We start from the raw sequence: 26,504 nt of genomic DNA on the forward strand, positions 1-26,504 counted from the left end.
TAGAAAACAAAGCGGTATAGACTTGCAAGCTTAAGACAAGCACCATGTCAATAACGAATGAGGTCTAATATGAGTTCCCCCACTAACCCTTCGCAAAAAGCCCTCAACCGCGCCATGCGCGAGGCGGTCGAATTCGTCCACGGGGAAGGCTGGGACGCCGCCCCCACCCTATTTGCGTTGGTTCCCACCGCGTTGCTGGTAGACCACATCGACATCGAGGCGGATTCAGCACCGCTCACGCTCGTAGTGCAGGATAACCTGCCAGATAATATAGAGCCCGGCTCAGAGCAACTAGCGGAGTACGTAGCCCGTTTGGCCTGGCCAGCGGAGGTAGCTGGCGTTGTTTTGGCCCAAGAGATTGTCTTTCGCGACGCTTCCCAGCCGGCCGATGCCCCCCGCCCAGCCCGCCTTTTCAGCGGCGTACTGCGCGAAGATGCCGTGGAACTCACCCTCCTGCAGCTGCGGCCCACCGAAGAGGAACTGGAAGCCGCTGGGCCGTTTTCCCAGGATGAAATCCAACTGCGCGGCGGCCCAGGTGTAGCACCGGGAGTGCTCGCGGCCTTACGCGCCGGGCTCGAGCAAGACCCGGAACAAGTGTGACCATTCCCACGGCCACGCGTGCGAAACCAACGACGTTCACTAGAGTGTTTAGTATCTAGTCCTTACAAAAATTAGGAGTCCCCGTGATTTTTCCCCCGCACCGCAGTGCCCGGGCAACAACCCTAGCCCTAGCCTTTTTAACCCTCCCGCTTACACTCAGCGCCTGTGGCGGTGGAGCTGAACCAGATGATGTCCCCGCCGCCCCAGCACCCAGCACAGCCGCGTCCGCGGTTGAGACAACCTCCGCAGAGGTCTCAACTACCTCCGTGGTGGTCACCACCACCAGCAGCGCCGAGGCTTCCACGGCCGCGAAGATGAAGACGTCGGAGACCGCTACTAGCGGCACTAAAGGCACCACTGCCACGGTGACTGGAAGTGCGACGGAAACCACGGGGGTATCGGCAGCACCAGCAGACATGGATGAGGCCGTCGCGGAGGTCTATGAGACCTTCGAGCCCATCGCCCCCCGCAGCCTCTTCGAGCAATTCACCTCCTGCGACCCCGCCGGGTTGAAAGACAGCTTCAACTGCTCCGGGCCCGAGGTAGGCCAGTTCCAGTTCTTCAAATCCGACTCCAAGGCCGCGCAGACTACGCAGGTTCTCACCGAGCTGCGCTCCTCGCGCGTGCTAGAGGACGACGGGGACCGCGTGGTGGGCTGGTCCACCTTTGGCACCACCGCCGTGTTGACCGTGGTTGACAACAGCCACGGCCTAGTCATGCAGCAGATGATCTCCACCGACCAAGCGGACCCAGAGGTAAAGCTGCGCGAGCTAGACGTTATCTAGTCCTCGCAGGCAACCACCGGGCGCCCGGCGGCAAAGTCCTCCAGCGCCTGGGTGGCGTCCTCGATATCTTCCACCCGGGCCACCACCATGTCCCCGGTGCTGCGGCTCACGGCCTCCGCACAATTGTCCGCCGGGGCCAAAAACAGCTCCGCGCCGGCGTCTTTCGCTGCGCGCACCTTGTGCACAATGCCGCCGATGGCCCCCACCGTTCCGTCCGGCTCAATAGTTCCGGTACCAGCCACGAAATGCCCCCCAGTAAGGTCCCCCGGGGAAAGCTTGTCGATGACGGCCAGGGTAAACATCATGCCGGCCGAGGGCCCGCCGATATCTTCCAGGTTGTAATTGACCTCCAGGCCATTATCCGGCACGGTGATCATCAAAATTCCCAGCAGGGCCTGGCCCTTGGTCTCGGGGTGCTCCTTTAGCGTCACCGTCTTATGCAGTTCCTTCCCCGCGCGCTCAACAGTAACCTGCAGCTTATCCCCGGGCTTTTTGGCCTGGATAACTTCCTGAGCCTGTTGAGGCTGCGTGATTTTTTTGCCATCTAAGGCTAAGAGAATGTCATCTTGTTCCAGCGTGCCCGCGGCTGCGGAGTCCTCCGCCACGCCGGCTACCTCCACGTGAACCGGTAGCTGCAGGTAATCCATGGCTACCAGGGTGGCGGCTGACTCGGACTGGGAAAAAGCAATCTGGTTGGCCTCCTGGACTTCCTCCTCCGAGTGGCCCTTGGGAAAAATAGCCTCGATGGGCACCAAGGTATCCCCGGAGCCGATCCACCGGCCTAGCGCCTGCACCAACGTCATGTTGGTCCTTACCGCAACCGTGGTCATGTTCAGCTGCCCCGCGGGATCGTCGATGGTTATCCCCGCCTCATCTTGGGCGGAGATTTCTACCACCTCAACGCCGTCCGCCATGCCCAACGTGTCAACCGTGGGCCCCGGCCCTTCCGCGGCATAGGGGACCGTCAGCGAGATATTTGTGCCCGGAATGTGGTCCAAGGTAGCGGCGGCGGTTAGCACCACCAGGGGCAGCGCTCCCCAGGTCAAGGTACGTAAACGGGGGTTATGGGAGGATTTCACAAGGCCTAAGCCTACTAGCTTCCATCTCCCGGGTGCCAACGCCGTGTTCGCTACCAGCGTAGGAGCTTCCTGGAAGAAACTAGCGCCAGGCCTGTACATTGGGGAGATATGAGTAACGGATTTGGCTTTGGATTTAACTTTCCCAACAACGGCGACAACGGTGACAAAGACCGCGACGGCAATAACCAAGACCCCTTTGGCGGTGGTCTAGGGGACATACTGGGGCAATTTGGTGCCATGCTCTCCGGCATGGGCTCCAGCATGAACAGTCCGGATAACTCCGGGCCCATCAATACGGAGATGGCCACGCGCCTAGCCAAACAACGCCTGGGCACCCCCAAGTCCGTTGGGCCGGAGGACGCCAAGGCAGTAGAGCAATCCGTCAGGCTCGTCGAACTGTGGCTCAATGATTCCACCGCACTGCCAGCCTCCAACAACAAAGTCGCAGCCTGGAACGCCGCAGACTGGTTGGACAACACCCTGCCCATGTGGTCACGTCTGGCCGGCCCGGTAGCAGAACACGCCAACTCCGCCCAGTTGGACTCCCTGCCGGAAGAAGCCCGGGAAATGATGGGTCCCATGGCGCAGATGATGAAACAATTCTCCGGTATGAACGCCGCCATGCAGCTGGGAACCTCCTTAGGCGACCTGGCAAAGCAAGCGCTCACCGGCGCGGACTTTGGACTGCCCGTCTCCCCCGCCGGTACCACCGCCGTGGTTACCACCAACGTCCAGTCCATCGCTAGCAGCATTGATGTCCCCGACCAAGAAGTCATGGTCTACATCGCCGCACGCGAGGCCGCCCGCCAGCGCCTGTTTACCCAAGTGCCGTGGCTCGTAGAACACATTGTCTCCTCCGTAGAGGAATACGCGCTGGGACTAGAAATAGACACCTCCCACATCGAGGAAGCCACCCGGGAGCTCAACCTGGAATCCGGTGACCCCCAGGCCATCCAAGACGCCATGTCCCGCCTGCAAGGCATGGACCTTACTCCCCGCGTGACCTCACGCAACGCCGGAGCCACCGCCCGCCTAGAAACCCTGCTTGCACTAGTGGAAGGCTGGGTGGATGTCGTGGTATACGAGGCGCTGAAAGACCGGATTAAATACACCACCGAACTAGCCGCCGCGTGGTCTCGCCGCACCAACTCCGGCGGGTCCGCGGACCACGCTCTCTCGCGGGTAGTAGGCATCGAAATCACTGCTCCCGCCGTGGACACAGCCGCAGAACTCTGGCGGCGCGTTACCGTGGCCGTGGGCACCGAGAAGCGCGACAAGTCCTGGGACCACCCCGACCTGCTGCCCGACTCGGAACAGCTGCGCAACCCGGCTTCTTTCATTGACGGCCTGCTTGATGACCAACCCACCGACGGCTTCGAAGAAGAACTTGCCAAACTAGAAGAAATGCTGCGCTCCGAAGATGAAGAAGGCAAAGACTCCTAGCTAAAGCGCTCATAGGCATCAAGATAGCCCTTGGCCCTCTCGGCCTGGGGGGCCTTGTCCGCCCAAAGCCAAAAATCTGGGCCGTGGCCAGGGATGAACGTATGCACCAGCTCGTGGACTATCACCGAATCCAGGACGTAATCAGGCACCTGCTGAAGCCTGTCACTGAGGCGAATGTCCCCCGTGGCCAGCGTGCAACTGCCCCACCGGGTGTTTTGGTTAGATACCCAACGGATGGAGCCCAGGCGCGCCTGGCCCGCTAACAGCGAGTCATTCAACTTCGCTGCCCTCCGCACCAGATCCTCATCACTAGACCGCACGGAAGTGGTCTTGGACTGCAATTTCTCCACCATCTCCGCGACCACCTCCCGCTCCTGCTCAGCGCTCAACCACGCCGGGATCCGGACTTCAACGATCCCCTCTACCCACCGCGCGTCCGCGGACTTCTTCCGCCGTGCAGAACGGATAACTTTCACTTTAGACATGACTCACCATTCTACACGTGGTGCTAAGGTGGAAAGCTAGTTGGCTTTGAGGGGAAAGCCAGCGCGTATTAAGGGGGAAAAATGACAGACAGCAGCATCCGGCTTGCGCCCGGGGTGAGCTTCCTTGCCCGCGAGGTGGACTTACTTCAATTTGGGCTTGACGCCACCCGGGCCGGCGCAATTAGCGTAGAAAAAGCCGCTGCGGTAGCCGCTGCGCTGCAACTACACCCGCGCACCACCACCGTCAGTCAACTAACGGGGCTGTTGGTGACCACGGGGCTTACCCCGGCCGCAGCGGCCCTGCTGGTGGGTGAGTTCCTCGACTTCGGGCTCTGGTACCAGCCACCACCGCCCGCCGCCGTTGAAGTAGTAGGGAAATCCCCCCTGGCATACTCCGTGTTTGGGGCGTTAAAATCCAACGGCTTTGCCGTCCGCATGCGTCCACACCCGATAATCGAGGATGACCCCCGGCCCATCCCCGTCTTCGCGGTAGACTCGCTCTACCAATCGCATATCCTGGCCGCCAACGCCCACCGCCGCCAAGCCATCATCATCCCCGTGACCGGCTTTGATACGCGGGTAGTACTGGGACCCTTGCGCAAAAACAAGCAAGGGGCATGCCCAGCGTGCTTCAACCTCTTCCGCGCCGAAATTGACCCCAGATGGGACAAGCTGCTGCAAGCCAGTGAAAACCACTGGCCGGAGCTGGACCCCCTAGTGGTAACTGCTGCGCAAATCCACGTGGTTGCGCTAGCCCGGTTCCTAACCGGCGCGCCGCTGCTACCGGGCTCTACCCCCACCCGCTGGATGCCCGGGGAAACGCAGGAAATCGACGTTTTTGGCCGCAACCTTCAGCGCTTCATTGAGCCTCACCCACGCTGCCTTTTCTGCGCCGGCTAAGCGCCGTGGGAAGACACTATCTGCAATATCTCTGCTCCAAAGTTATTGATTTTCATAGGGCCTACGCCGGGAATGCTCAGCAGGTCAGCGTTGTCACGCGGCTTTGATTCCGCGATATTGGTCAAGGTGATATCCGAAAATACGATATACGCTGGGCACCCCATCTCCTTAGCCCGCTGGGCCCGCCAAGAACGCAGAGCCCGGAAGAGTCCCTCTTCCATACCGCCATCACAGTCCTCATGCCGGCCCAAAGCTTTTTCCGCCGCCAGTGACAACGGCTGGCGGCACACCCGGCAAGCCTTTGCGCGGGAGGTCCGCGATTTGCCCGAAGAGGCCTGCAACGAGGGAACAATCCCATCCAGGAAGCGCGAACGCTTGCGGTTTGCCGGGCTATCAGGGTTCTTGGCCAGCGGCCAAGAAATTTGCAGGTGCTCGCGCGCGCGGGTGATCCCTACGTAGAACAACCGGCGCTCTTCTTCCAGTTGTTCCCCGCCGGCCTTAATGGCGTGCCTGAACGGCAACAGGTTCTCCGTGACGCCCACCAGGAAAACCGCGTCCCATTCCAAACCTTTGGCCGCGTGAATGGTGGCCAGCGTCACCCCGTTTACCGTGGGCGGCTGCTTGTTTGCCCGGCGCTGCTGCAAGTCCTCAATCACGCCCGTCAGGGTGATTCCGGGCATGGTAGCTACCTGTTGTTCCACCAACCCCACCAATGCATCCAGCAGCTGCCACCGCTCCCGCGCCTGCGCACCTTCCGGCTCCTGCGAACTGTAACCAATACCGGCCAGCGCCGCGCGTGTTACCTGCACCGGGTCATCCGGCAAGTCGGTGCGCCGGGATGCCTTGACCAGCTCCCCGATGGCCAGCCTAATCTCTGCCCGGTCAAAAAAACCCTCCCCGCCCCGGACTTGATAGCTTATCCCCGCGTCCGCCAGCGCCTCCTCCAGCGCCAGCGACTGGCTATTGATGCGGTAAAGCACCGCAATCTCAGACTCCGGCACCCCGCGCCTAATCAGCTTGAGAATCTGCGCGGCTACCTCTGCGGCCTCCTGTGGCTCGGACTCGTAGGCTTTAAACTTCGGACGCGGGCCGTTGGGGCGCATGCCTTCTAGTTCCAGCCGGGTTCCCGCCATGCGCCCCGTGGCCTTCGAGATAACCTCATTAGCAAGATCGGTGATCTGGGGCGTGGAGCGGTAGTCGCGCTGCAGCTTGACCACCACGGCGTCTTTGTAAGTGCGCGAAAAATTCAACAAATTGTCCGGGGTAGCACCCGCAAAGGAGTAAATGGTCTGGTTGGCGTCTCCCACCACGGTCAGGTCTTGGCGCGGCCCCAGCCAGGCCTCTAACACCCGCTGCTGCAGCGGGGTGACATCCTGGTACTCATCCACCACAAAGGTACGGTACTGCTGGCGGAACTGCTCCGCGACGCCGGGCGAAGTCTCAATAGCCCCCGCCACGTGGGCCAACAGGTCGGAGAAGTCCAGGGCCATCCCCTCCGGGGAGGCCTTAAGCTCCTCATACTTGGCGTAGGCCTTGGCCACTAGCTCCGGCTTGGCCGGCGGCTTGCGGCTGAACCTTTGCACCGCCTCCGGGTAGCCCTCCGGGGTAATGAGGGTGGCTTTGGCCCAGTCGATTTCAGCTGAGACGTCACGCACGTTGTCTTTGCTGGGCTCAATGGTGGCCATGCGGGTGACCCGCCCTATCAGCTGGTAGCGTTCGCGCGGTGGCAAAATCTTCCACGGCAAATCTCCCACCACTTGGGGCCAAAAGTACTGCAGCTGCCGCATGGCGGCGGAGTGGAACGTACGCGCCTGAATGCCACCCACGCCCAGCCGCTTCAGGCGGTCTGACATCTCCCCCGCGGCGCGCGTGGTAAATGACACCGCCAAAACGTTGGTGGGATTAATCATCCCCTGCTGCGCCAGGTAGGCCATGCGGTAGGTAATGGTACGGGTTTTACCGGTACCCGCGCCGGCCAGAATACACACCGGCCCGCGGGGAGCCAGGACGGCCTGGCGTTGGTCTTCGTCGAGCAAACTGAGGTCTAAGGCCTGAGGTGTTGTCACTGCGCTTCTTTCCGTTCCCAATCTCTTTTGCCTCTAGGTTAATGGCTGGGGTAGACATTCGACTACACGCCCAGCACTACCCCCGATGCCGCCCGCCACGAACGGCCCCAAACACACTCTGATTTGCTGGGCTTTTCTGAGGAAAGTTGAGCCGGGTGCGCTAAACCCCCGGTTGCCGGGCGGTGGCCGGGGGTTTAGCGTGGCGTCTATGAACCCGCAGACATACTTCCAAGCCCACAGCGCACCAGGCCTAGACCTGGTGGCCGCCTGTGTGGGCAAGTCTGCCCAAGACTTCGCCGCGCCGGGGATTGACGCCGTACGGGTCGCGGAAGTCCTAGACTTGACCAGCATTTACTTCGGAGAAACCGCCTACCCCGGAATCCAGCAAGAGGCGCGAAGGGCGCTGGCTCAAACCCAACACACCATTGACACGCTGCTGCTCATCGAGGCACAGGTGAAATCTTGGCGCAACAAGCCGCGCAAGGCGTGGAGGTTGCGCGCGACCCTCTGCCTCACACCGGCGGCAAGCATCAAAGCCACTGCCAGGAAACTCAAGGCTCGTACCAGCACCGGGCCTGCCGAAGGCGTGCGGGTTACCCGCCGAAAGAAAGGCAACCACACGCTTTCTATGACGGCCAGCCCGCTGGAAATCGCGACTATCTTGGGCAAGCTCAAAGCAGTTGACGCCCACGACAGGTTGGCCGCCATCCGGAAAATCTTCCAAGGAAAATCGGCCCCCGTCGCGCCCGAGGTAAGCACCAACGTCATCGTGGATCTAGGGGACCTCGCGGAGATTTCCGCCGGGAAGGGAGACGACATCGTGTTGTCCATGCCCAACGGTGGCACCATGACCGGCGCGCAGCTAGTAGCACACCGCTTGGCGGAGCACGGCTTTGTCACGCTGGTACACCCGGTGCACGGGGCGGTCAACGCCTACCGGCTCCAGCGCTTTGCCAACGACAAGCAGCGGCTGATGCTCTCCGGCGTGTATCCCCGGTGCGTGTGGCCGGACTGCAACATCCCGGCGGAGGAATGCCAGTTCCACCACATCAAGGCGTGGGTGGATGGCGGTTATACCAACGTGGACAACCTAGCGCCGCTGTGCAAATACCACAACGGCATCAATGAGGACTCGGGGCCTGCGGATAATCGCGGAAAGATTGTCAAGGTGGGCGGGAAGGCCGCCTGGCAACCGCCCTGGGGTGGCCCGCCGGTCGTCGTTACCGGCAGCCCCTGAGACCAGCGCACACAAAACAGGCGCGCCTAAACCCCACTTTGCCATGCCATGAGGCGTGGAGAGTGGGGTTTAATCATCATCGTCGTCGTCGTTGGACTTCTTCGGGTCTTTCAAATCGTGCTTTATGTAGAGCAGCCGGTCGCCGGGCTTCAACGCGGCGGCATCGGAGGTGTCCACGCGGTGCAGCTCATTGTTGCGCAAGACCGCCAACACAATATCCTGCAAATGCCGGGGGTTGGACCCCACCTCGAACTCGCGGACGGGGCGCTCGGATACCGAGAACCCGTCATTGGGCGAAAGCAGGTCCTCCATCATCTCCACCACATTCGGTGTGACCGTGGCAAGTCCCAGCAACCGGCCGGCGGTTTCAGCGGAGGTAACCACGTTGTTCGCACCAGACTGCAGCAGCAGGTGGCGGTTTTCCGACTCCCGCACCGAAGCCACGATGTTGGCCTTCGGGGCAAGTTCACGCACCGACAACGTGCACAACACCGCCGTGTCATCAGTCGAAGGCGTCACCACGATGGAAGCCGCATGTTCCACGCCGGCAATCTTCAACACATCCTGCTTAGTGCCCGAGCCGTATATAGTCACCAACCCGTGGTGCTCCGCGTTATTAAGCGCGGCCCGGTTGTCATCAATTACTACAATTCGGTCGGCCGGGACGTCATCGGCAATCAGGGCGGCCACAGCGCCCGCACCTTTGGTTCCGTAACCAATGACCACGGTGTGGTTTTTCAAGTTCTTCCTCCAACGCTGGATTTCAACGGTCTTACGGGTTTGCTCAGTCAGGACAGAAATAGCGGTACCAACCAACAACACCAGGAAGACCAGGCGGGCTGGCGTGATCACCATGAGGTTGATAAACCGCGCGGTGGGAGTAACCGGCACGATATCGCCGTAACCCACCGTAGTCATAGTCACCGAGGCGTAGTAGGCCGCGTCCAGCAACGACATCTCATCTTGGGAGTAGCCGTCTTTGTCCACGTAGACAATCAGCGTGACAAAAACCACCATCATGGTGGACCACAGCAGGCGGAAAGCCAATGACTTCCACGGGCTGTCTACCTGGGTGCGGGGGACCTTAATGACGTCCAGCAGGGCGTGATCCGGTAGGGAGGACAGCTCCACATCGGACCGGAGGTTTTTGGCTAAGAGGCGTTGTTTAACTCGCCTGGCGCGCTTTCTAGCCACCATTCGCCTTTCATTTTTGCATTCAAAATACGTTCCTACCTTAGCCCTTTGCCGTGGTTTTTGGGAACTTTAGTATCTCCTCTAGCTCTGCACGGTCCGGAAGGTGCTCCGGAATGAAGGTGAAATCCTCCTCCACGTAGTAAAAAGCTGCGCGCACGGGCTGGTCTGTGCCGCTAGTGCGCTGCCACGCCTGCGCGTAGACGGCCAGCTGGATGGCTGCGTTGTCCATGTCACGGCCGGTGGGCCGCCGCCCAGTCTTCCAGTCCACCACCATGAACGAGCCATCCGGTTCCTGGAACACCGCGTCCATCCGCCCACGCACCACCACGGAGCCTATGGAGACCTCGAAGGGCGCCTCGACGGCGTAGGGAGTGCGCTGGGCCCAGCTGGACTGGGCAAACTTCTCCCGCAGCACTTCCAGCTGTTCCGCCGATGCCACCTCGCCCATGCCCGGCAATTCGTCCTCAGACAGCAACGACTCGCCGTGGAAAAACTCCTCCACCCAAGCGTGGAAGGCAGTTCCGCGCTTGGCAAAGCTATTCGGCTTAAAGGGCACGGGGCGCCGCTTGCGCTTGGCAAACTCCTCCCTGTCGGTGGAAAGCGCCACCATGTCAGAGGCGGTAAGCTCAGCCGGCAGCTCCACGTCCACCACCGGGGTCTCGCGATTATTCCATTCCTCGATGAGCGCCGTGGCGTCGCGTTCCCACAGCTCAAACAGCTCTCCCGCTACGGGTTCTGGAGTTTCGTTGAGTGCGGCCAGGACGACATCGGCGCCACGGCGAATCTCCGGGGTGGGCGCAAGCGCGGGGAACACGGCACTGATGGCCTCTTGGTCTTGTTCCGGGACGGGTGCTTCCGGCACTTCCCAGTGCACCACCAGGTCGGGGTACGCCGCCCGCAGTGTCTCTAACAGCTCATAGGGGCCCTTCTTCGACTTTCCGCGGGCATTATTAGTCCCGGATCCGGTGACGGTCAGGGATTCTTCCGTGCGGGTGATTGCTACGTAAAACAGGCGCGCGGATTCCTCCGCCTGGTGTTCCCGGCTTTCCGCGATGAAGGCCTTGCAGGCGTTATTGAAATCGGAGCGCTTGACGGCGTCTGCGGCGTCAATCACGTCCTGGTCACCGGGCACCTTTTCCAGCTTGGTTAAAAAGGTCTCAGCTTTAGCGTTATAGGTGGTGGAATCCGCGTGCAGCACGCACACGTGGCCAAACTCCAGGCCTTTGGCCTTGTGCGCGGTCATAATCATCACGCGGTCTTCGCGGGAAACTACCTCACCCGGGGCCAGGCCATCTTCTTGTTCTCGAGCCAGCTGCAAGTAGTCAATAAGACCCGCCAACCCGGATCCCGGGTATCCTGCCACGATGTCCGCAAACTGGTCCAGGTGTGCGGTGCCGGCCCCGGAGGGATTAGCCAGGGCCTCGGTGCGGATCCCAAACTCTTCCTCAATGTCCGCAAATATGTCGTTGAGGGATTTAGACAAGGAGTGAGTGCGCAGTCCGCGCAGTTTCGAGGCCAGGGTCCGGATTCGCGCCAGGCCCTCTGGGCTGTAGCGGTCCGGCTCTCCCAAGTCCGCCACGGCGTCGCCTAATCCGGGACTAAAATCAGCGCCCTCCTCGGCCAGCGCGTGCAGTTCCTCCTGCAGGTATTCAACCGGGTCCTGGTCCGGGTCGGGAAGAACGCGCCCCCCGCTTGCCCCTTGTAGGTTGCGCACGCGCTCGTGCAAAGCCATGAGGTCGTCAATTCCTAGGCCCACGATGGGGCCGGTGAGAATACGCAGCGCCGCTGCCGCGTCTTGGGGCTTGACCAGCATGGTGGCCAGTGCCAGAAGGTCTTGAACCTCGGGTTTTAGCAACAGCCCGCCCAGGCCAACTATCTCATTGGGCACCCCGGCGGCGTCCAGCGCCCGGGCGATTTCCGGCGCGTGTTTGTTTGCCCGGACTAGCACCGCAGCGCTGAAGGGTTGACCCTTGTCTTGGGACTCCCGGAACTTTCCTGCCAGGTGCTGCGCCACGAATTCGCATTCCTGGCCGGCCGTGGCAAAATACGCCAGCTTAATTTCGCCGGGATTCGCCCCGGGCCGCGCGGAAAGCGGATCTACCGGGCGCGGATTTCCCCCAAACACCTTGTCAGCGACTCTGTTGGCCAAACCTAGGACGTTTGGCGGGTTGCGCCAGGAGGTGGTCAGCTGGTCTTTGGGGGCGGGTTCGCCGTTAGCCTGCGGAAAGTCCTCCACAAAGGACGCCAGGTTTTCGGTGGTGGCACCGCGCCAGCCGTAGATGGCCTGCATTGGGTCGCCTACTGCGGTCACCGAAATTCCCTCGTGGTAGCCGCCGCCAAACAAAGCCCGCAGCAGGACGCGCTGGGAATGCGAAGTATCCTGGTATTCGTCGAGCATCACTACCCGGTACCGCGCCCGCTGGGACTTGCCCACCTCCGGGTGCTGGGCCGCCAGCTTGGCCGCCGCCGCCATCTGTTGACCAAAGGTTTTCACCCCCAACTCACGTTGGCGCTCCGCCAGGGCAGAAAGCAGCGGCAGGAACTGTACCCGCAGCTTTTGTAGATCCAAGTACTTTTGCAGGTCCTGGGAATACTCCGGGCCGTTGGCGCGCGTTTTTTCCAGGCTGGCCAATTCCGTGCGGAATTCCCGTTCATGCTCAGCAATGCTGGCGGGATCGGTGAGCTCATTGTCCATCGAGGCGGAGAGCTTGCTCACGGTCTGGACTATCTTATCCACGTTGTTGGTAGCGGTGAGCTCTCCGTCGTAGTTGCGGACCACCTCGTCAGCGATAGCGTATTGCTCGGCCGCCGTAATCAACCGGGAAGAGGGCTCCACCGGCAACAACAGGCCGTATTCGCGGACCAAGTCTCCAGCGTAGGAATCATAGGTGGAGACGTTAACCGCCACGTTTTCCAAGGCCTCCCACGCCGGCGAGCCGGGGGTAATCAGCCGCGAGCCTTTCAAAGTGAGCAGCTGGCTGCGGATACGCTGCTCCAGCTGCTGCGCGGCCTTGCGCGTAAACGTCAATCCCAGGACCTGCTCCGGGCGAACCAGCCCGTTAGCTACCAGGTAGACCACGCGCGAGGCCATGGTTTCGGTCTTTCCGGCACCTGCCCCGGCCACCACCAGTTTGGGGCCCAGTTGCCCCTCAATGACTTTGGCTTGTTCCGGGGTGGGGCCAAACTTCTTCCCCAGGGCGTTGGCTAGTTGATTTGGGCTAAACATCGGTTAACATCTTTCCTTCCGCGCGAGCTGGGCACAGGGTGAGCACTAGGCAGTTTTCGCAATTGTCGTTGACTTGCGCAGTAATTTCCGGCCCGCGCAACTGCGCGACCAACGCCGGGAGTTGGGCGGCGAACTCACGGAGTTCTTCCGGCTCCCAAGCAGACTGCGCCCGTTCCGTGATGGACTTGGAAGAAGTCGCAGGGTAGACCAGGCTGGCGCCACCCACCTTAAGGCCTTCGCCGTCCACAATCTGGCCGTCCTCGAACGCGCCGTTGGCAAGGGCCAGCTGGTACGTGGCCAGCTGCGGGTTATCTTGAGCCTCCTGCGAGGTAGGCGGGTACTTGCCCGTCTTCAGGTCCACGATGAAGTATTCATCACCTTGGCGCTCCAAGCGGTCGATGAAACCAAAGATGGTCACCCCGTCAGCCACCCGGGTATGGACGGGCACCTCCACGCCAACCAACTCATGCGACCCGGCAGAAGCCTGCACCCAGATGTGGGTGCGCTCCAACAGGCGCTCGAACTCAGCCAGCTCGAAATCACGCTTCCAGCGCGGCACCTCAAGCAAATCCGTGAAGGTAGACATAACCAAAGCGCGCGCGGTGGGTTCGTCTACCCCGCGCCCGAGCGCCTCCAGATAGGCGTGCGCCAGGTTGCCGCGAATCAGGTGGATGCTGGTTCCTCCGTCTTCGCCCAGCCGGTCCAGCACGGCGTTGAGCGGGCAGTTCATCAGGGCCTCCACGCGCGAAGGGGAGACGGTGCTGCGGGTCTTCGCTGGCTTTAACGATGCCACCTCGCGCAGGCCCCACCACTGCTCCGGGTGCGCGCCGGGCACCCCGGCAGCGGCTAGGCGGGCCAGCTGGCGCGCGGCCTGGTTGCGGGTGGCTTCATCGGTATCCGGGGCGGTAACTAGCCGCCGCATCTGCGCTACAAACGATGACTGGGATAAAACGGTCAGGTGCGCGCGCTCTAGCGGGTCGGCGACCGCTAGACCGGCGGGATCAATAACCCCCGGGGCCTGGACTTTCAAAGCGGAACGGGAGTATCCAAAGAATTCTTCGATAAACCGGGAGGGCTCCGCGACGGTGTCGGCGTCGGGGGCATCGACAGTAACGATTGCAAGCCGGTTACGGTGGCGGGTGGTTGCTACATGAAACAGGCGGCGCTCCTGCACCAAGCGCTCCGGCAGGTGACTGACGTGGCTGCCAGGCGGAATCTGGTCATCGAGGTAATCTATGAGCTCTTCCTGGTCAAAGATGGATCCGGTCTCCCCCAGGGAGGGCCAAGTGCCTTCCTGAGCACCAACCACGATAACGGTGTCCCACTCCCGGCCCACCGCGCCGTGAGCCGAGAGGATTTCTACGGCTTCCGGCGCGGCCACCCGGCGGTCGCGCACTCCGGTGGGCAGTTCCTGCTCTTCCACGTGGTGCAAGAAGGCGTCCAGGTCTGCCTCTGGGTAGCGCTCGGAATAGTCCCCCGCCATATCAAACAGCGCCATAATGGCATCTAGGTCACGGTCTGCCTGCGAGCCGCGAGCGCCTCCTGCCAGGGCCGCGTTTTGCAAGCGCGCGGATAGTCCGGTGGCGTCCCATACTGCCCACAGCACCTCCTCGATGCTGCCGCCTAGGGCCTCGCGCCCGGCGCGCAGCACCTTGCGCAGGCGCGCGAGGATATCCTGCTCGCGGTCTGTGAGTTTGCCACCGAAATCCGGTAGCTCGCCGTCTAGCAACTCGCGCAGGGTGTCCAAGCCGCGGGCGTTTGGCGCAAAGCGGCGCAGACCACGGATGAGCCGGCGCATGGCCACAGGATCCGCGCCGCCAACTGGGCCAACGATGAGCTCTTCCAGCTCGGCGTTGTCCAGCGGATGTTGCAGGGCGCGCAGGGCCTGAACCATGGCGGCAACCAGGCGCTGTTCGGACAAGACGATATCCGTGGGGTTGATGTGCACCGGCACGCCGGCGGCCAGCAGCGCGCGCCGGATTTGGCCGATTTCGCCGCCACCGCGCACAATGACGGCGATGTCCGAGTAAGCCACCTGGTCATCTAGGTGACGGCGGCGTACCAGGTCCGCCACTACGTCGCGCTGCGCGCCCTGGGACTCGACTGCGCAGATACAGGCCGGCTGCGACTGACGGCGGCTCCCTCCCAGGTCGATGGTTTCCAGCCCGGGTAACTGCTCGGGAAGGGTGGCAAAGAATTCCTCCCGCGCACCACGGAAGGCAAAAACTGCCTGCTCGGGGTCCCCGCCGGCCATGAATAGCTCCGCCTCCGGGGCCAGCGCGGTAACAAGGTTGGCGGCGTTGGGGTCAAGCAGCTGGGCGTCATCGACCACCACGGTATGCCAGGAGTGCCGCTCAGTCAGCTGCGGCTGCGCCGCCACCTGGGCCACCAGCTCAGCGGCATTGAGGCTGTGGTGCCCGGCCAGTGCCATTACGCGTTCGTACTCGCGCAAGAAGTGCCCGGCTGCGGTCCACATGGGCTTGTTCCACTCTAGGCCCAGCGCGATGAGGTCGTCGGGGCCCTGGCCGCGCTCGGAGCTGCGGAGGAGAAAGTCCCGTAGCTGGCGGGCAAACCCCACCAGCGGCAGGGCCGGGCGGATGAACTCCGGCCACATCTGCGCCCCGGAGTCCACGTGGCCGGAAAGCAGCTCACGGATGACCGCGTCTTGTTCCGCGCCGGTAATCAGGCGCAGTTCGGAGTCACCTGGGCGGCCCTCCGCGGTGCGCAGCAAGGCGAAGGCCACGGAGTGCACCGAGCGCACCAACGTGGAGCCGGTGGCAAAATCTTCTACCCGGCTGAGAAGTTCCTGGCGCAGCAACGCACCAGATTCTTTGGAGGCGGATATCACCAGGATGCCAGCCGGGTCAGCGCCGGATTCAATCTTGGCAATCACCGTGTCGATGAGGAAACTGGTGACGCCAGCGCCAGCCTGCCCGGTAACGCGGAAGCGACCCCGGGCGGGGACCTCCTTGTCCCAGGTGCGGGGGTTGTGCGTGCGGCCGGCCGTGCTGACCAGGCGCACGCCTTGCCGGGTGGAAGCTACATCTTTGTTATTCACACTCTATAGTGTGGCAGAGATCCGCGCCGCTAGCTTGTCTTCCACGCTGTGAATTTGCGCTCTGGTCTCGGTGGTCGCGGCCGGGTGCAGGTTGTTGACGTGCCGCCGGTAGGCCGCCGCCCGCAATAGCAGCTGGTCAAAGTCGGCGATGTAGGAAAATCTGTCACAGATGGCCTCATCGACTGCTCCGTTGATGAGTCCGTCAACCACCACCAAGGCGCAAGTATAACCGCGGGGCCTAGGTGCCGCGGTTGGGACCAGGTCAACTACCGCCGGGGGGTTGAGCCCCTCGTAGATAGTGGTGCCCAGCAGGTCGGCGTGCCCGGCCACCAGCTGTTGGCTTACCGGGTGGTAGAGCTCGCCCGTTTCTTCCCAGGCGGCTCTTTCCGCGCGGGCAAAAATGTCTTGGCGGTCAACCGGCACGGTCACCCCGGCTTCCTCCATGGCCCTTTCCACCCGCTGGGCCAGTTGGGCCGTCTCGTCGATCCGGCGGGCCAGGTGGCCAGGGATGAACTGGGTAGCCTTCCAGCCGCCCACTGTAAAGCGCCCGTTGGTGGCAATAACCGGACGCGCAACCCGGGCACCCGGAATAGCCAGTCTCTCCCGCACCTTGGCGGACCAGCCCGCGTGGTTGGCGGCGTGGGAGTACACCACGTCGCCTACCTTCCACCCGTTGTCCCAGGCGTAGCCCAGGTGCTCGGCCGACGCCGAGTCCTTCACCGAAGCATGGAATGCGTAGAGCACCAAATCATCAGGTTGTGCCATTTTTGCCGGTCCTCCTTTTCCTGCTACTGCCGGCCGGCGGCATTCGGGCCGGCGGCGGGCTCAGCAGCGGGTTCGGCAGCGGGTTCGGGGGCCACCGGATTGTAAAGGTCCATATTCGACGGTAGCGGATAAGGCCACGGGTTGGGCTCACACGTGAAGTTATCGTCGGGGTAGACCTCCCCCGGGGCTTTCCTATACAACTCGGAATTGTTTAGGCTCAACGTCTGCTGCATCATCACCGGGGCTAGCGCACCCTGCTGGCTACACGGTTGGTGCGAGTCATAGCCGATGGCATGACCGAACTCGTGGTTGATGAGGTACTGCCGGTAGTTGCCCAAATCCCCCTCAAAGGTTTGGGCGCCGCGAACCCAGCGGGCCTCGTTAATGATGGTGGTGGACTCACCCGTGATGGTGGTGTGGCAAGAAGTCTCAGCTTCCAACTGCGCCCCGCACAGCTGCGCGGCCGTTCCCAAAGAGGTCAGCCGGATGCGGGTATCCGGGTTATCATCGGCCGCCACGTGAATAAACCGGTACCGCGGGTCATTCGTCCAACCGCGCGGGTCACCTAGGGTAGCGTCCACCGCTGCGGAAAAGGCGTCATCTCCGCCGTAGTGAGCCGGGTCCAAACCACCCTCGACCTCCACTGAATACCGCACCACTTTCTCCTCCCCCTGGCCTACGTCCCAGCCGGGGATCCCAACCTCGTGGAAGGTGGCGTCTCCTTGTTCGGTAAACGGCCCCCCGGCGGGCAGTTGCCCGCGCACGCGCGGGGACTGTTCCGGCGCAGGGGTCGTTGGCGCTGGCGCGTTATCCGCGCTCGAGCCGGAACCTGAACCTGGGGCGGCGACCGAGGGGGTATCGGCAGCAGTGCCAGTGTAAGCCCCGTTAATGATGTCTGGATCCGGATCCGTGTCCGGCCGGAAAATGTCCACCAACACCCAAAACGTCAAAACCGCTAGGACGGGGATGGCAAAAATCCGCCACCACCCATACGCGGCCGCGAACCGCAGCAGAGAAGTTTGCCAGTCCACGTTCTTGGGCGTTTCAGGGGTTGAGCTCATGCGTTAATACTCTAGACGCTTTTAGACCCCAGCAAAGCCAACGGCGTGCGGCTTGGAGGGACCAATTTCCACGTACACAATCCGGTCGGTACGGATGATGTACTTCTTTCCCTTATCATCTGCGAGTTCAACGACCGCGTTGCCGCCTAGCGCTTCGTTGATTTTAGCCGTCAGCTCCTCCTGCGTGCCGTTGCTACGGACTACCAATTCGCGGGCAGTATCAGCGAATCCAATGCGAATATCCATGAGTTTTTTACTTTCCTATCTGATCTAGGGGAACTTATCGCCCCCACTATAGCCCCACCGGTTAGTATTTAGGCGTGCCTACTAACAAAGAACCTCAGAACCCCACTCCCACCTTCGCGGAACTTGGCGTGGCTGCGGAGATAGTAGATTCCCTGGCCAGTCGCGGAATCACCCGTACTTTTGCCATCCAGGAGCTCACGCTACCGATCGCGCTCGGCGGACACGACCTCATTGGCCAAGCGCGCACCGGCATGGGCAAGACCTACGGATTTGGCATTCCGCTGCTGGACCGCGTCTTCGACGACGCGGACGTAGCAGAGCTTGACGGCACCCCGCGCGGGCTAGTGGTTGTCCCCACGCGTGAGCTGGCCGTCCAGGTGGGCGAAGACCTCTCCATCGCCGCCAAGAAGCTACCGGTTAGGGTCACTACCCTCTACGGCGGGCGGCCATACGAAGAACAGGTGGCGCAGCTCAAAAAGGGCAGCGACGTCATTGTTGGCACCCCCGGGCGCCTGATTGACCTGCGTGAGCAGGGCCACTTGGACTTAAGCCACGTGGCGGTGCTGGTGCTGGATGAAGCTGATGAAATGCTCGACCTAGGTTTCTTGCCCGCCATTGAGAAGCTGCTGGCCGCCCTGGAGGGCAACCGGCACCAGACCATGCTGTTTTCGGCCACCATGCCGGGGCCCATTATGACGCTGGCCCGGACGTTTATGAACAAGCCCGTCCACATCCGCGCGGAGAGCGGCGAGCAGGAGTTCACCCACGAAAAGACTGAGAAGATCACCTTCCAGGCCCACCGGATGGACAAAGAAACCATCTTGGCGCGCGCACTGCAAGCACAGGGGCGCGGGCGCACCATCATCTTCGCGCGTACTAAGCGCAGCGCGGCCCGGGTGGCAGAAGATTTGGCTCGCCGCGGGTTTACCATCGCTGCGGTGCACGGCGACCTTGGCCAAGAAGCCCGGGAGAAGTCCTTGCTGGCATTCCGTGAGGGCACCGTGGATATCCTCGTGGCAACGGACGTGGCGGCGCGCGGTATCGATATCGACGACGTCACGCACGTGATTAACTACCAAGTCCCGGATGATCCAATGACCTATATCCACCGCATTGGCCGCACCGGGCGCGCCGGCAACACCGGCATAGCCATCACCATGGTGGGCTACGACGAGCTGCCAAAATGGAGGCTCATCAACGACGAATTCGACTTGGGCCAGCCGGAACCCCCGCAGTGGTTTAGCACCTCCCCGGAGCTGATTGCGGCGCTTAATATCCCTGCTAACGTCAGGGAGACGGTGGGCCCGCCCACTAAGGTAATTGGTGCCCCGCGCGGTTTCCCTGAACGCGCGCGCCGGCCACGCACGGGTTCCCGGAGGCCACGTCGATGATCCTTTCTTCCTCACGCCGTGACTGGATTGCCACGGCGGTAATCACGGCCGCCTGCACGGCCGCAGTGGCAGGTGCGGTAGTTACTGCCGATATCCACGACGCACAACTTGTGCGCCACGAGTTGCCCCCGGAGGGCGACGTCCTGGTCCTGGCCCAGCCCCCGGCCGCCGTGGAGGAGGCCTTCCGCGTGCCCACCGCCGGCGTGGCGGGACAGTACCGCCCGCTGGTGGCGCACGGCCTGGTGGCGGTCAACGACGCCCACGGCATAACTGCCGTTAATCAGGACGGTTCCACCGCGTGGACCTACACGCGGGGGGAGGATGAGGTCTGCTCCCTGGGCCGGGCCTGGAACAAGTTTGTGGTTACTTACCGCACGGGGCTGGGGTGTGGTGACACGGTGGGTATCGACGCCGCTACAGGCCAGTACGCCAAGACACGCAGCGCGATTAACTCCGCTGAAGTGGTGGCGGTGCAGTCCAACGACCGGGTGGGCACGTTGTCTACGGAGCGGCTGGATGTGTGGCGCTCGGATATGGTGCGCACCATTGAGTACGGGGACGTAGAGGCTAAGCAGGAGCCGGATATGCAGCCGCATGAGGAGTGTACGCTTAGCTCCGCGCTGACCCGCAAAGAAACCATCGCGCTAACTGAGTCCTGCCCGGATAATGCCAACACCACGTGGTTGCGGTTTATGGGCGCGACTCCCGAGGATTCCCGTAAGCCGGAGGTTGACGCGGATGTGTCTATACCTGCCGATGGCGCCCGGCTGGTTGCGGTCGCAGAAGGCGCGGCGGCGGTCTACGTGCCCGGCCCGCAGGCGCAGATCCTGTCGTTTAACTCTGCGGGAGCACAGGTAGCTGCCAGTGACGTGGATCAGGCACCGGCGGTTACCAACGCTGCTACCCCCTTTGCCCCCGCCACGGCGGACTTACCGCACCACATGAGCTGGTTTGACGGCCAGCGGCTCTACCTGTTTGAGCCCACGAACCTCAAGATTGAATTCTATGTGCCGGGGGCGCTGGGCACCGGCATTGCCATTGGCGACCGCCTGGTGGTGCCCACCGCAGGCGGCTTGGCCGTGGTCAATTGGGACAACGCCCAGGTGGAAAGGACCATCCCGGTTGACCGGGGCGGATACACCGGGCCCGTGTATCTGGAGATGGCCGGGACTAACCTGGTGGAAAACCGTGGCGCGGAAGCGGTGTTTTTGAAAGCGGTTTAATCCGAGCGGTAGTGGGAGGCTGCCCACTGTACCGATGCCGGGACAAACATCAGCAGGACCAGAACTATCACGGCGGAGCACAAGGTGGCTATCCCCAGCGCCACTGCGCCGCCGGAAAACATCTGGAAAGAGCTGGCCGCGAGGATAAACTGCAGGAGCACCACTGCACCGCGGCCCAGGCGGTTGCCGCGCACGAGGTTGACCGCGCCGAAGATGACAAATCCGAAGCAGATGAGAAGGAAGATGGCCGAGCCCACGCCCACGAGCTTGGGGGCGGAGCTGTTAAACACCATGGAAGGGTTCTCAGCCCCGGAAAGGCTGTTGTAGGCCAGGAAGAGACCGAACCCGATGGCTATCAAGGACTGCAGGATGGCGATGGCGGCGGCGATTACCACCGGTTGCGGTGGCCGCGCGGTGTCTGGCTGTGTGTTCACGGTATTCACGGTTCCATTCTACGTTGCGGGGTGCTCCGAGTTGAGTAGATTCAGACAGTGGCAGGAATGCAAATATCCGGGTGCCTTGCGGTAGTTACCCCTGATTTGACGGTTTCCGCGCTGGGGTGCTCAATGCGGGAGGCTCCTTTTCGCAGGCCATGGCTGTTTCGTTTGACAATTTCGGGCTAGTTTGCTCGTTGAGATCCGTCAACCTCGTTAAAATTCATGTGAGGTTGGCCACATTTTAGCGCTTAACCCTAGCCAAGCTTGCGTAAACATGCCATTATTCACTGGTAGCTAAGAGACCGGCTAGTAAACCGGCCTTGAACGTTGGGTAAACATTCCAACGTAAAACAGCAAAGCTCACCAAGGCGGCGTCGACGCGGCCGGGCGGACGAAAGTCCCTGCCCTTGGCCCCACTGCTCGCAGACCGGAGAGCTTGCACCCCATTACTAAGAACCCACGGTGCGTCCAACGCGCCTGGTTGTTAAAACTTTCAACTTGTTAGGAGCAAAACCATGGATTGGCGCCACGAAGCCGTCTGCCGCGACGAAGACCCAGAGCTGTTTTTCCCCGTCGGAAATTCCGGCCCAGCCCTCACCCAGATCGCTAAAGCCAAGCTAGTCTGCAACCGCTGCCCAGTGGCCACCTCTTGCCTGAAGTGGGCATTGGAATCCGGCCAGGACGCCGGCGTGTGGGGCGGCATGTCCGAAGAGGAGCGCCGCGCGCTCAAACGCCGCCGTAACCGCGGCCGCGGCCGGGCACGCATCACCGCCTAAACCCACCCCGATTTCACCGATGGCGGTTCCAAACACTAAAGTCAATGAGCAAGAATAATTTCCGCTAACTGATAAGGAGGCCGCACATGTCTAAGCGTGGTCGTAAGCGTAAGGATCGTCGCAAGAAGGGTGCAAACCACGGAAAGCGTCCTAACGCATAAATAGAAATAAAATGCCCGGATTTCGAATTAAATCGAAGCCCGGGCATTTTTCTTCGGGTTTTAGCTATTCAAAGCTTACGCGCGTAAAAGACACGGTAATCCGCTGGCGCAGGCCGGCAGGAGCTTTCGCGGTACTCCCCGACCGGCTGACTAAGGTGCGAATAAACTCTTCGCGTTCTAAGCGGCCGCAACACTCCTGACAGCGCTGCAAATGGTGACGGATTTCCACTGCGCGTTCCGGCGAGGTGTCGCTATCAAGGAGCTCGTAGAACAGCGCCTGCACCTCCGCTGAGCTGCACGCTCCGCAGTTGCGTTCGGGGTTGTCCATGTTAGTTCGCCTCCATGTCTGGGTGGTTCAGGCCAATGCCTTGTTCTCGCGCTACATCTTTCAACGCACCACGGAGGAGTTTTCTTCCCCGATGCAACCGGCTCATCACGGTACCCAGCGGCGTATCCATGATTTCCGCGATCTCTTTGTAAGCCAATCCCTCCACGTCGGCGTAGTAAACCACCATGCGGTAGTCCTCGGGAAGGCCGTTCATGGCTTCGGAGATGGCGCTGTCGGGCATCCCCCGCAGGGCCTCGACCTCCGCAGACTGCAGCCCAGTCGAGTCGTGGCCGGAGGTGGTATATAGCTGCGAGTCCGTAAGGTCTTCCGCGCTGGACTCCACCGGGCGGCGCTTGGCCTTGCGGTAGGAGTTGATATAGGTGTTGGTCATGATGCGGTAGAGCCAGGCCTTGAGATTGGTTCCCTCCTGGAACTTGTCAAAGGAGTTGTAGGCCTTCAGGTAAGTCTCTTGCACCAGGTCCTCGGCGTCCTGCGGGTTGCGCGTCATGCGCAACGCACCGCCGTAGAGCTGATCCAGCAATGGCATTGCTTGCTCTTCGAATTGTGAAACCACGGGTGTCCTCCCCGGTCGGGATAAAGGTACTTTTCTCATCCTACATTCGCCCCCACCCGATAGACTAAGCAAGTATGGGAAGAAAGAAACCATCAGGAGCCACCCCTGCGCTCACCCTGCTAGACAAGGCCGGTGTCCCCTACTCCGTCCACAGCTTCGACTCCGGGCAGGCAGACTTTGGCGCTCAGGCCGCTCGCGAGCTACAGGTAGACCCGGCGCGCGTGTTCAAGACCTTGGTCATCGACGCGGGATTCTTGGCCGTGTGCCTGGTCCCGGTTGATTCTAAGCTGAGTCTAAAGAAGGCAGCCCGCGCCTTTGGTGCCCCGAAGGCCACCATGGCTGACCCAAAGCGCGCAGAACGCAGCTCCGGTTACGTCACCGGGGGTATTTCCCCACTCGGGCAGCGCACCGTGTTGCCCACCGCCGTGGATGACTCGGCGCTGCAGCATGAGACCATCTTCTTCTCCGGCGGGCGGCGCGGGCTGGATATTGAGATCTCCCCGAAGGACTTGGAAAAACTCCTCGAGCTTAGCTTTTATCCACTGGCTCAATAAGCCCGGGATAGTCGTTGCGCACGTTGCCCACCGCCTTGTCCACCGGGTAGGTGGACAACCCGCGCACGCTGGTGGGCCCACCCAGGTCTGCGCCCGCCAACCACGCCTGCACCTCATCAGGTAGCAAGAATTTGGGCTGCCGGTGGTGGAGCCACTCCATTTCCTCGGTGGCCGCGGCCGTGACCACGGTAGCCGATAACTGGCCCAGGCCGCTCGCCCACAGCCCCGCCGCCCACAGCAGGCCGTCCGGTCCGGTGACAAAGTGGGGCTGCGAGTCCTTCCACTCGTAGTACCCGTCCATGGGCACAACACACCGCCCGCTTTGGTACGCGTCCCGGAAAGAAGGCTTTTCCGCCACGGTTTCCACCCGTGCATTAAACAGCGGTGGGCCGTCTAGGGTTTTCTTCCAATGCGGGATAAGTCCCCAGCGTGCTGGCTCTAGAGACTCCTTACGCCGGATAGCAATCCGCTGGGTGGGGGCAATGTTATACCGCGCGGGCGGCAAGCCCTGCGGCAACTCCACCCCGAGGTTTCTCAGCAGGTCCACCGAAAATAACGCATATCTTCCACACATATCCCTAAGATAGTCCCTATGCCTGAATTTTGGACAGCCCCCCTTGCCACCCAGCCGCTCTTGCATGAAATCCGCGTGCCCGGTTCTAAATCAATTACCAACCGCGCTTTCATCCTGGCAGCACTAGCCACCGGCCCCTCGGTGCTCAAAGCCCCGCTGGTCTCCCGCGACACGGACCTGATGAGCGCCGCACTCCGCGCAATGGGCGTGGGCGTGGAACAGCGCGGCGAGGACGTCCACATCACCCCCGGCCCGCTCCACGGCGCCACCATCCACGCCGGCCTGGCCGGCACGGTCATGAGGTTCCTGCCTCCCCTGGCCGCACTGGCCTCCGGCCCCGTGACCATAGACGGTGACCCCCAAGCCCGCCAACGCCCCATGGGCACCATGCTGGGGGCCTTGCGCGACCTAGGCGTCCACGTCCAGGGCGAGGGCCTGCCGTTTACGCTCAACTCCGCGCAAACGCCGGTAGGCGGCACAGTAATCATTGACGCCTCAGCATCCTCGCAGTTTGTCTCCGGACTACTGCTCTCCGGGCCCCGCTACCGCGACGGCATCACCGTAGTACATAAGGGCGGCAAACTGCCCTCCCTGCCACACATTGAGATGACCTGCGCCATGCTGCGCGAGGCAGGAGTGCGCGTAGACCAAGGCACCAACCGTTGGACTGTCCACCCCGGCGACATCGCCGCCCGTAAGTGGGATATCGAACCCGATCTGTCCAACGCCACCCCCTTCATGGCCGCGGCCGCCGCCGTGGAGGGCACCGTCACTATCCGCGATTGGCCCACGACCACCACCCAACCGGGCGATGAAATGCGCAACATTTTGGCGCGCATGGGGGCCACGGTCACCCAGCAGCCCGGCTACGTGAAGGTCAGCAACGCCGCCCTGCACGGTATCGACATCGACATGGGCGATATCGGCGAGCTCACGCCCACAGTGGCGGCACTGTGCGCGCTCGCTGACAGCCCCTCCCGCCTCACCGGGATCGCGCACCTACGCGGGCATGAAACGGACCGCATCAAGGCGCTGGCGGCGGAGATTAACGGCATCGGCGGCACATGCACGGAACTCGACGACGGCCTAGAGATCCACCCCGCGCCCCTGCACGGCGGGGTGTGGCACACCTACGCCGACCACCGTATGGCAACTGCGGGTGCCATCATCGGGCTCAAGGTACCCGGTATTGAAATTGAAGACGTGGCAACTACCGCCAAGACGCTGCCGGGTTTCGCGCGGATGTGGGAAGATATGGTGCACGGGCAGCAGGCCGCCGCAGAGACGGAAAAGGGAGGCGGCAACGTTGGCTAGGTCAGCAGACTCCTACGACGAGTCAGACGTACGGGTGCGCCCCGGCAAAGGCACCCGCCCGCGCACCAAGCAGCGCCCCAAGCACAAAAACGCCAAGTTTGGCATGGTGGTCACCAAAGACCGCGGCCGCTGGGGCGTAGCGCTCGACGGCGACTCCGCCGATGCCCTCGGCCCCACCGTAGTGGCCATGCGCGCCAGGGAGCTGGGCCGCACCGCCGTGGAGGTAGGCGACCGCGTGGGCGTGGTCGGTGACACCAGCGGCCGCAAGGACACCCTGGCGCGGATAGTCAAGCTAGAGGAGCGCACCTCCGTCCTGCGCCGGACGGCAGATGACACGGATCCTTTCGAGCGCATCGTAGTAGCCAACGCGGACCAGCTACTTATCGTGGCGGCGGTGGCGGACCCGCCCCCACGCTCCGGCTTTGTGGAACGCGCCCTGGTGGCGGCGTTCGTGGGCAACCTAAAGCCGGTGTTGTGCTTGACCAAAACCGACTTGGCGGACCCTCAGCCTTTTGCCCAGGAGTTTGCGGACTTGGATGTCCAAGTCGTTTATGCGGGCGTGGACGACGGCCTGGAGGCGGTCCACGACGTTGTTGAAGGCCACATCACGGCGCTCATCGGGCACTCCGGGGTGGGAAAATCCACGCTGGTAAACCGCCTGGTGCCGGAGGCGGACCGCGCCACCGGGGAGGTCACCGGCGTGGGCAAGGGCCGGCATACCTCCACCCAGTCCGTGGCGTTGCGACTGCCGGGTTCGGGGTGGATCATCGACACCCCGGGTATCCGGTCCTTTGGTCTGGCGCACGTGGACGCAGAGATGGTCATAGACGTCTTCCAGGACTTAGCGGAGCTGACCGAGTTCTGCCCGCGCGGCTGCACTCACGCCGGCCCCCCGGCTGACCCAGAATGTGCTTTGGATACCCGCGTGGAAGACGACACCTCCACGGCGCGCCGGCGCGACGCGGTGCGCAAGCTGCTAGAAGCGCTGCGCTCCAACGTCGAGTGGGAGATGTAGCCTGGGCGTTCC

The 26,504-nt window shown here is 62.2% G+C and carries 25 protein-coding genes; 12 read left to right on the top strand and 13 right to left on the bottom strand.

The features are described 5' to 3' along the window. Positions 1 to 69: 69 nt before the first annotated feature. The gene (locus F4V58_RS08870) at positions 70 to 600 is read left to right on the top strand and encodes a PPA1309 family protein (protein ID WP_150385775.1); all 531 of its coding nucleotides are present in this window, start codon (positions 70 to 72) and stop codon (positions 598 to 600) included. 83 nt (positions 601 to 683) lie between these two features. Next, the gene (locus tag F4V58_RS08875) at positions 684 to 1,385 is read left to right on the top strand and encodes a beta-N-acetylglucosaminidase (RefSeq protein ID WP_150385776.1); all 702 of its coding nucleotides are present in this window, start codon (positions 684 to 686) and stop codon (positions 1,383 to 1,385) included. Here the strand turns inward: F4V58_RS08875 and F4V58_RS08880 are convergent. Next, a complete protein-coding gene (locus F4V58_RS08880) occupies positions 1,382 to 2,464 on the bottom strand; it encodes a YlbL family protein (protein ID WP_075735223.1) in 1,083 nt (360 codons plus the stop codon). The genes F4V58_RS08875 and F4V58_RS08880 overlap by 4 nt on opposite strands. 108 nt (positions 2,465 to 2,572) lie before the next feature. On the opposite strand from F4V58_RS08880, the gene F4V58_RS08885 reads away from it, so the two are divergent. Next, positions 2,573 to 3,907, top strand: coding sequence for a zinc-dependent metalloprotease (locus F4V58_RS08885; RefSeq protein WP_075735225.1), 1,335 nt, complete (start codon positions 2,573 to 2,575; stop codon positions 3,905 to 3,907). Here the strand turns inward: F4V58_RS08885 and F4V58_RS08890 are convergent. Beyond that, on the bottom strand, positions 3,904 to 4,392 hold the full coding sequence (locus F4V58_RS08890; RefSeq protein WP_075735227.1) for a M48 metallopeptidase family protein: 489 nt from the start codon (positions 4,390 to 4,392) through the stop codon (positions 3,904 to 3,906). The two genes, F4V58_RS08885 and F4V58_RS08890, sit on opposite strands and share 4 nt — an antisense overlap. Before the next feature lie 81 nt (positions 4,393 to 4,473). Between F4V58_RS08890 and F4V58_RS08895 the strand changes: the two genes are divergently transcribed. Next, positions 4,474 to 5,292, top strand: coding sequence for a hypothetical protein (locus F4V58_RS08895; RefSeq protein ID WP_075735229.1), 819 nt, complete (start codon positions 4,474 to 4,476; stop codon positions 5,290 to 5,292). Here the strand turns inward: F4V58_RS08895 and F4V58_RS08900 are convergent. Further along, positions 5,289 to 7,358 (bottom strand): ATP-dependent DNA helicase UvrD2, encoded by a 2,070-nt coding sequence (locus tag F4V58_RS08900; protein WP_075735231.1) that lies wholly within the window; start codon positions 7,356 to 7,358, stop codon positions 5,289 to 5,291. The genes F4V58_RS08895 and F4V58_RS08900 overlap by 4 nt on opposite strands. Before the next feature lie 208 nt (positions 7,359 to 7,566). Between F4V58_RS08900 and F4V58_RS08905 the strand changes: the two genes are divergently transcribed. Further along, positions 7,567 to 8,595: an HNH endonuclease signature motif containing protein gene (locus tag F4V58_RS08905; RefSeq protein ID WP_075735233.1), complete on the top strand. Its 1,029-nt coding sequence runs from the start codon at positions 7,567 to 7,569 to the stop codon at positions 8,593 to 8,595. Between the two features lie 69 nt (positions 8,596 to 8,664). Here F4V58_RS08905 and F4V58_RS08910 read toward each other — a convergent pair whose 3' ends face one another. The 6 genes from F4V58_RS08910 to F4V58_RS08935 are packed head-to-tail and all read right to left on the bottom strand — an operon-like array spanning position 8,665 to position 18,145. After that, complete coding sequence (locus F4V58_RS08910; RefSeq protein WP_249041143.1) at positions 8,665 to 9,789, bottom strand: potassium channel family protein; 1,125 nt, start codon at positions 9,787 to 9,789, stop codon at positions 8,665 to 8,667. Positions 9,790 to 9,829: 40 nt separating this feature from the next. Further along, positions 9,830 to 13,015 (bottom strand): ATP-dependent helicase, encoded by a 3,186-nt coding sequence (locus F4V58_RS08915; protein ID WP_075735237.1) that lies wholly within the window; start codon positions 13,013 to 13,015, stop codon positions 9,830 to 9,832. Then, complete coding sequence (locus F4V58_RS08920; protein WP_245802979.1) at positions 13,008 to 16,073, bottom strand: ATP-dependent DNA helicase; 3,066 nt, start codon at positions 16,071 to 16,073, stop codon at positions 13,008 to 13,010. Before F4V58_RS08920 ends, F4V58_RS08915 begins: the two co-directional genes overlap by 8 nt. 3 nt (positions 16,074 to 16,076) lie before the next feature. Further along, positions 16,077 to 16,838, bottom strand: a complete 762-nt coding sequence (locus tag F4V58_RS08925) for a hypothetical protein (RefSeq protein ID WP_075735239.1) — start codon at positions 16,836 to 16,838, stop codon at positions 16,077 to 16,079. A 23-nt stretch (positions 16,839 to 16,861) separates the two neighbouring features. After that, a complete protein-coding gene (locus F4V58_RS08930) occupies positions 16,862 to 17,899 on the bottom strand; it encodes a DUF3152 domain-containing protein (protein WP_075735241.1) in 1,038 nt (345 codons plus the stop codon). A 21-nt stretch (positions 17,900 to 17,920) separates the two neighbouring features. Beyond that, the gene (locus F4V58_RS08935; protein ID WP_075735243.1) at positions 17,921 to 18,145 is read right to left on the bottom strand and encodes a DUF3107 domain-containing protein; all 225 of its coding nucleotides are present in this window, start codon (positions 18,143 to 18,145) and stop codon (positions 17,921 to 17,923) included. 74 nt (positions 18,146 to 18,219) lie between these two features. Here F4V58_RS08935 and F4V58_RS08940 point away from each other — a divergent pair, with 74 nt between their 5' ends. Continuing rightward, positions 18,220 to 19,536 carry a DEAD/DEAH box helicase gene (locus F4V58_RS08940; protein ID WP_075735245.1) on the top strand — a complete coding sequence of 439 codons (1,317 nt, stop codon included), beginning with the start codon at positions 18,220 to 18,222 and terminating at the stop codon, positions 19,534 to 19,536. After that, complete coding sequence (locus tag F4V58_RS08945; protein ID WP_075735247.1) at positions 19,533 to 20,759, top strand: Rv3212 family protein; 1,227 nt, start codon at positions 19,533 to 19,535, stop codon at positions 20,757 to 20,759. Before F4V58_RS08940 ends, F4V58_RS08945 begins: the two co-directional genes overlap by 4 nt. On the opposite strand, the gene F4V58_RS08950 is transcribed toward F4V58_RS08945, so the two are convergent. Then, complete coding sequence (locus tag F4V58_RS08950) at positions 20,756 to 21,202, bottom strand: hypothetical protein (protein WP_075735249.1); 447 nt, start codon at positions 21,200 to 21,202, stop codon at positions 20,756 to 20,758. The two genes, F4V58_RS08945 and F4V58_RS08950, sit on opposite strands and share 4 nt — an antisense overlap. 509 nt (positions 21,203 to 21,711) lie before the next feature. Between F4V58_RS08950 and F4V58_RS08955 the strand changes: the two genes are divergently transcribed. Beyond that, complete coding sequence (locus tag F4V58_RS08955; protein WP_075735251.1) at positions 21,712 to 21,972, top strand: WhiB family transcriptional regulator; 261 nt, start codon at positions 21,712 to 21,714, stop codon at positions 21,970 to 21,972. An 86-nt stretch (positions 21,973 to 22,058) separates the two neighbouring features. Further along, positions 22,059 to 22,133, top strand: a complete 75-nt coding sequence (locus F4V58_RS13090; protein WP_370513275.1) for a 50S ribosomal protein bL37 — start codon at positions 22,059 to 22,061, stop codon at positions 22,131 to 22,133. 64 nt (positions 22,134 to 22,197) lie between these two features. On the opposite strand, the gene F4V58_RS08960 is transcribed toward F4V58_RS13090, so the two are convergent. After that, complete coding sequence (locus F4V58_RS08960; RefSeq protein WP_075735253.1) at positions 22,198 to 22,461, bottom strand: zf-HC2 domain-containing protein; 264 nt, start codon at positions 22,459 to 22,461, stop codon at positions 22,198 to 22,200. A 1-nt stretch (position 22,462) separates the two neighbouring features. After that, complete coding sequence (locus F4V58_RS08965; protein WP_075735255.1) at positions 22,463 to 23,074, bottom strand: sigma-70 family RNA polymerase sigma factor; 612 nt, start codon at positions 23,072 to 23,074, stop codon at positions 22,463 to 22,465. A 35-nt stretch (positions 23,075 to 23,109) separates the two neighbouring features. Here F4V58_RS08965 and ybaK point away from each other — a divergent pair, with 35 nt between their 5' ends. Continuing rightward, positions 23,110 to 23,589: a Cys-tRNA(Pro) deacylase gene (gene ybaK / locus F4V58_RS08970; protein ID WP_075735257.1), complete on the top strand. Its 480-nt coding sequence runs from the start codon at positions 23,110 to 23,112 to the stop codon at positions 23,587 to 23,589. On the opposite strand, the gene F4V58_RS08975 is transcribed toward ybaK, so the two are convergent. Beyond that, a complete protein-coding gene (locus F4V58_RS08975) occupies positions 23,564 to 24,163 on the bottom strand; it encodes an SOS response-associated peptidase (RefSeq protein WP_075735259.1) in 600 nt (199 codons plus the stop codon). The genes ybaK and F4V58_RS08975 overlap by 26 nt on opposite strands. Positions 24,164 to 24,181: 18 nt before the next feature. Here F4V58_RS08975 and aroA point away from each other — a divergent pair, with 18 nt between their 5' ends. Both aroA and rsgA read left to right on the top strand, forming a co-directional pair. Next, positions 24,182 to 25,477, top strand: coding sequence for a 3-phosphoshikimate 1-carboxyvinyltransferase (gene aroA, locus F4V58_RS08980; RefSeq protein ID WP_245802980.1), 1,296 nt, complete (start codon positions 24,182 to 24,184; stop codon positions 25,475 to 25,477). Then, a complete protein-coding gene (gene rsgA / locus F4V58_RS08985; protein WP_075735263.1) occupies positions 25,470 to 26,492 on the top strand; it encodes a ribosome small subunit-dependent GTPase A in 1,023 nt (340 codons plus the stop codon). The genes aroA and rsgA overlap by 8 nt, the downstream gene beginning before the upstream one ends. Positions 26,493 to 26,504 lie beyond the last annotated feature (12 nt).

The sequence above is a fragment of the Corynebacterium phocae genome, assembly GCF_008693075.1.
In the GTDB taxonomy this organism is placed as follows: domain Bacteria; phylum Actinomycetota; class Actinomycetes; order Mycobacteriales; family Mycobacteriaceae; genus Corynebacterium; species Corynebacterium phocae.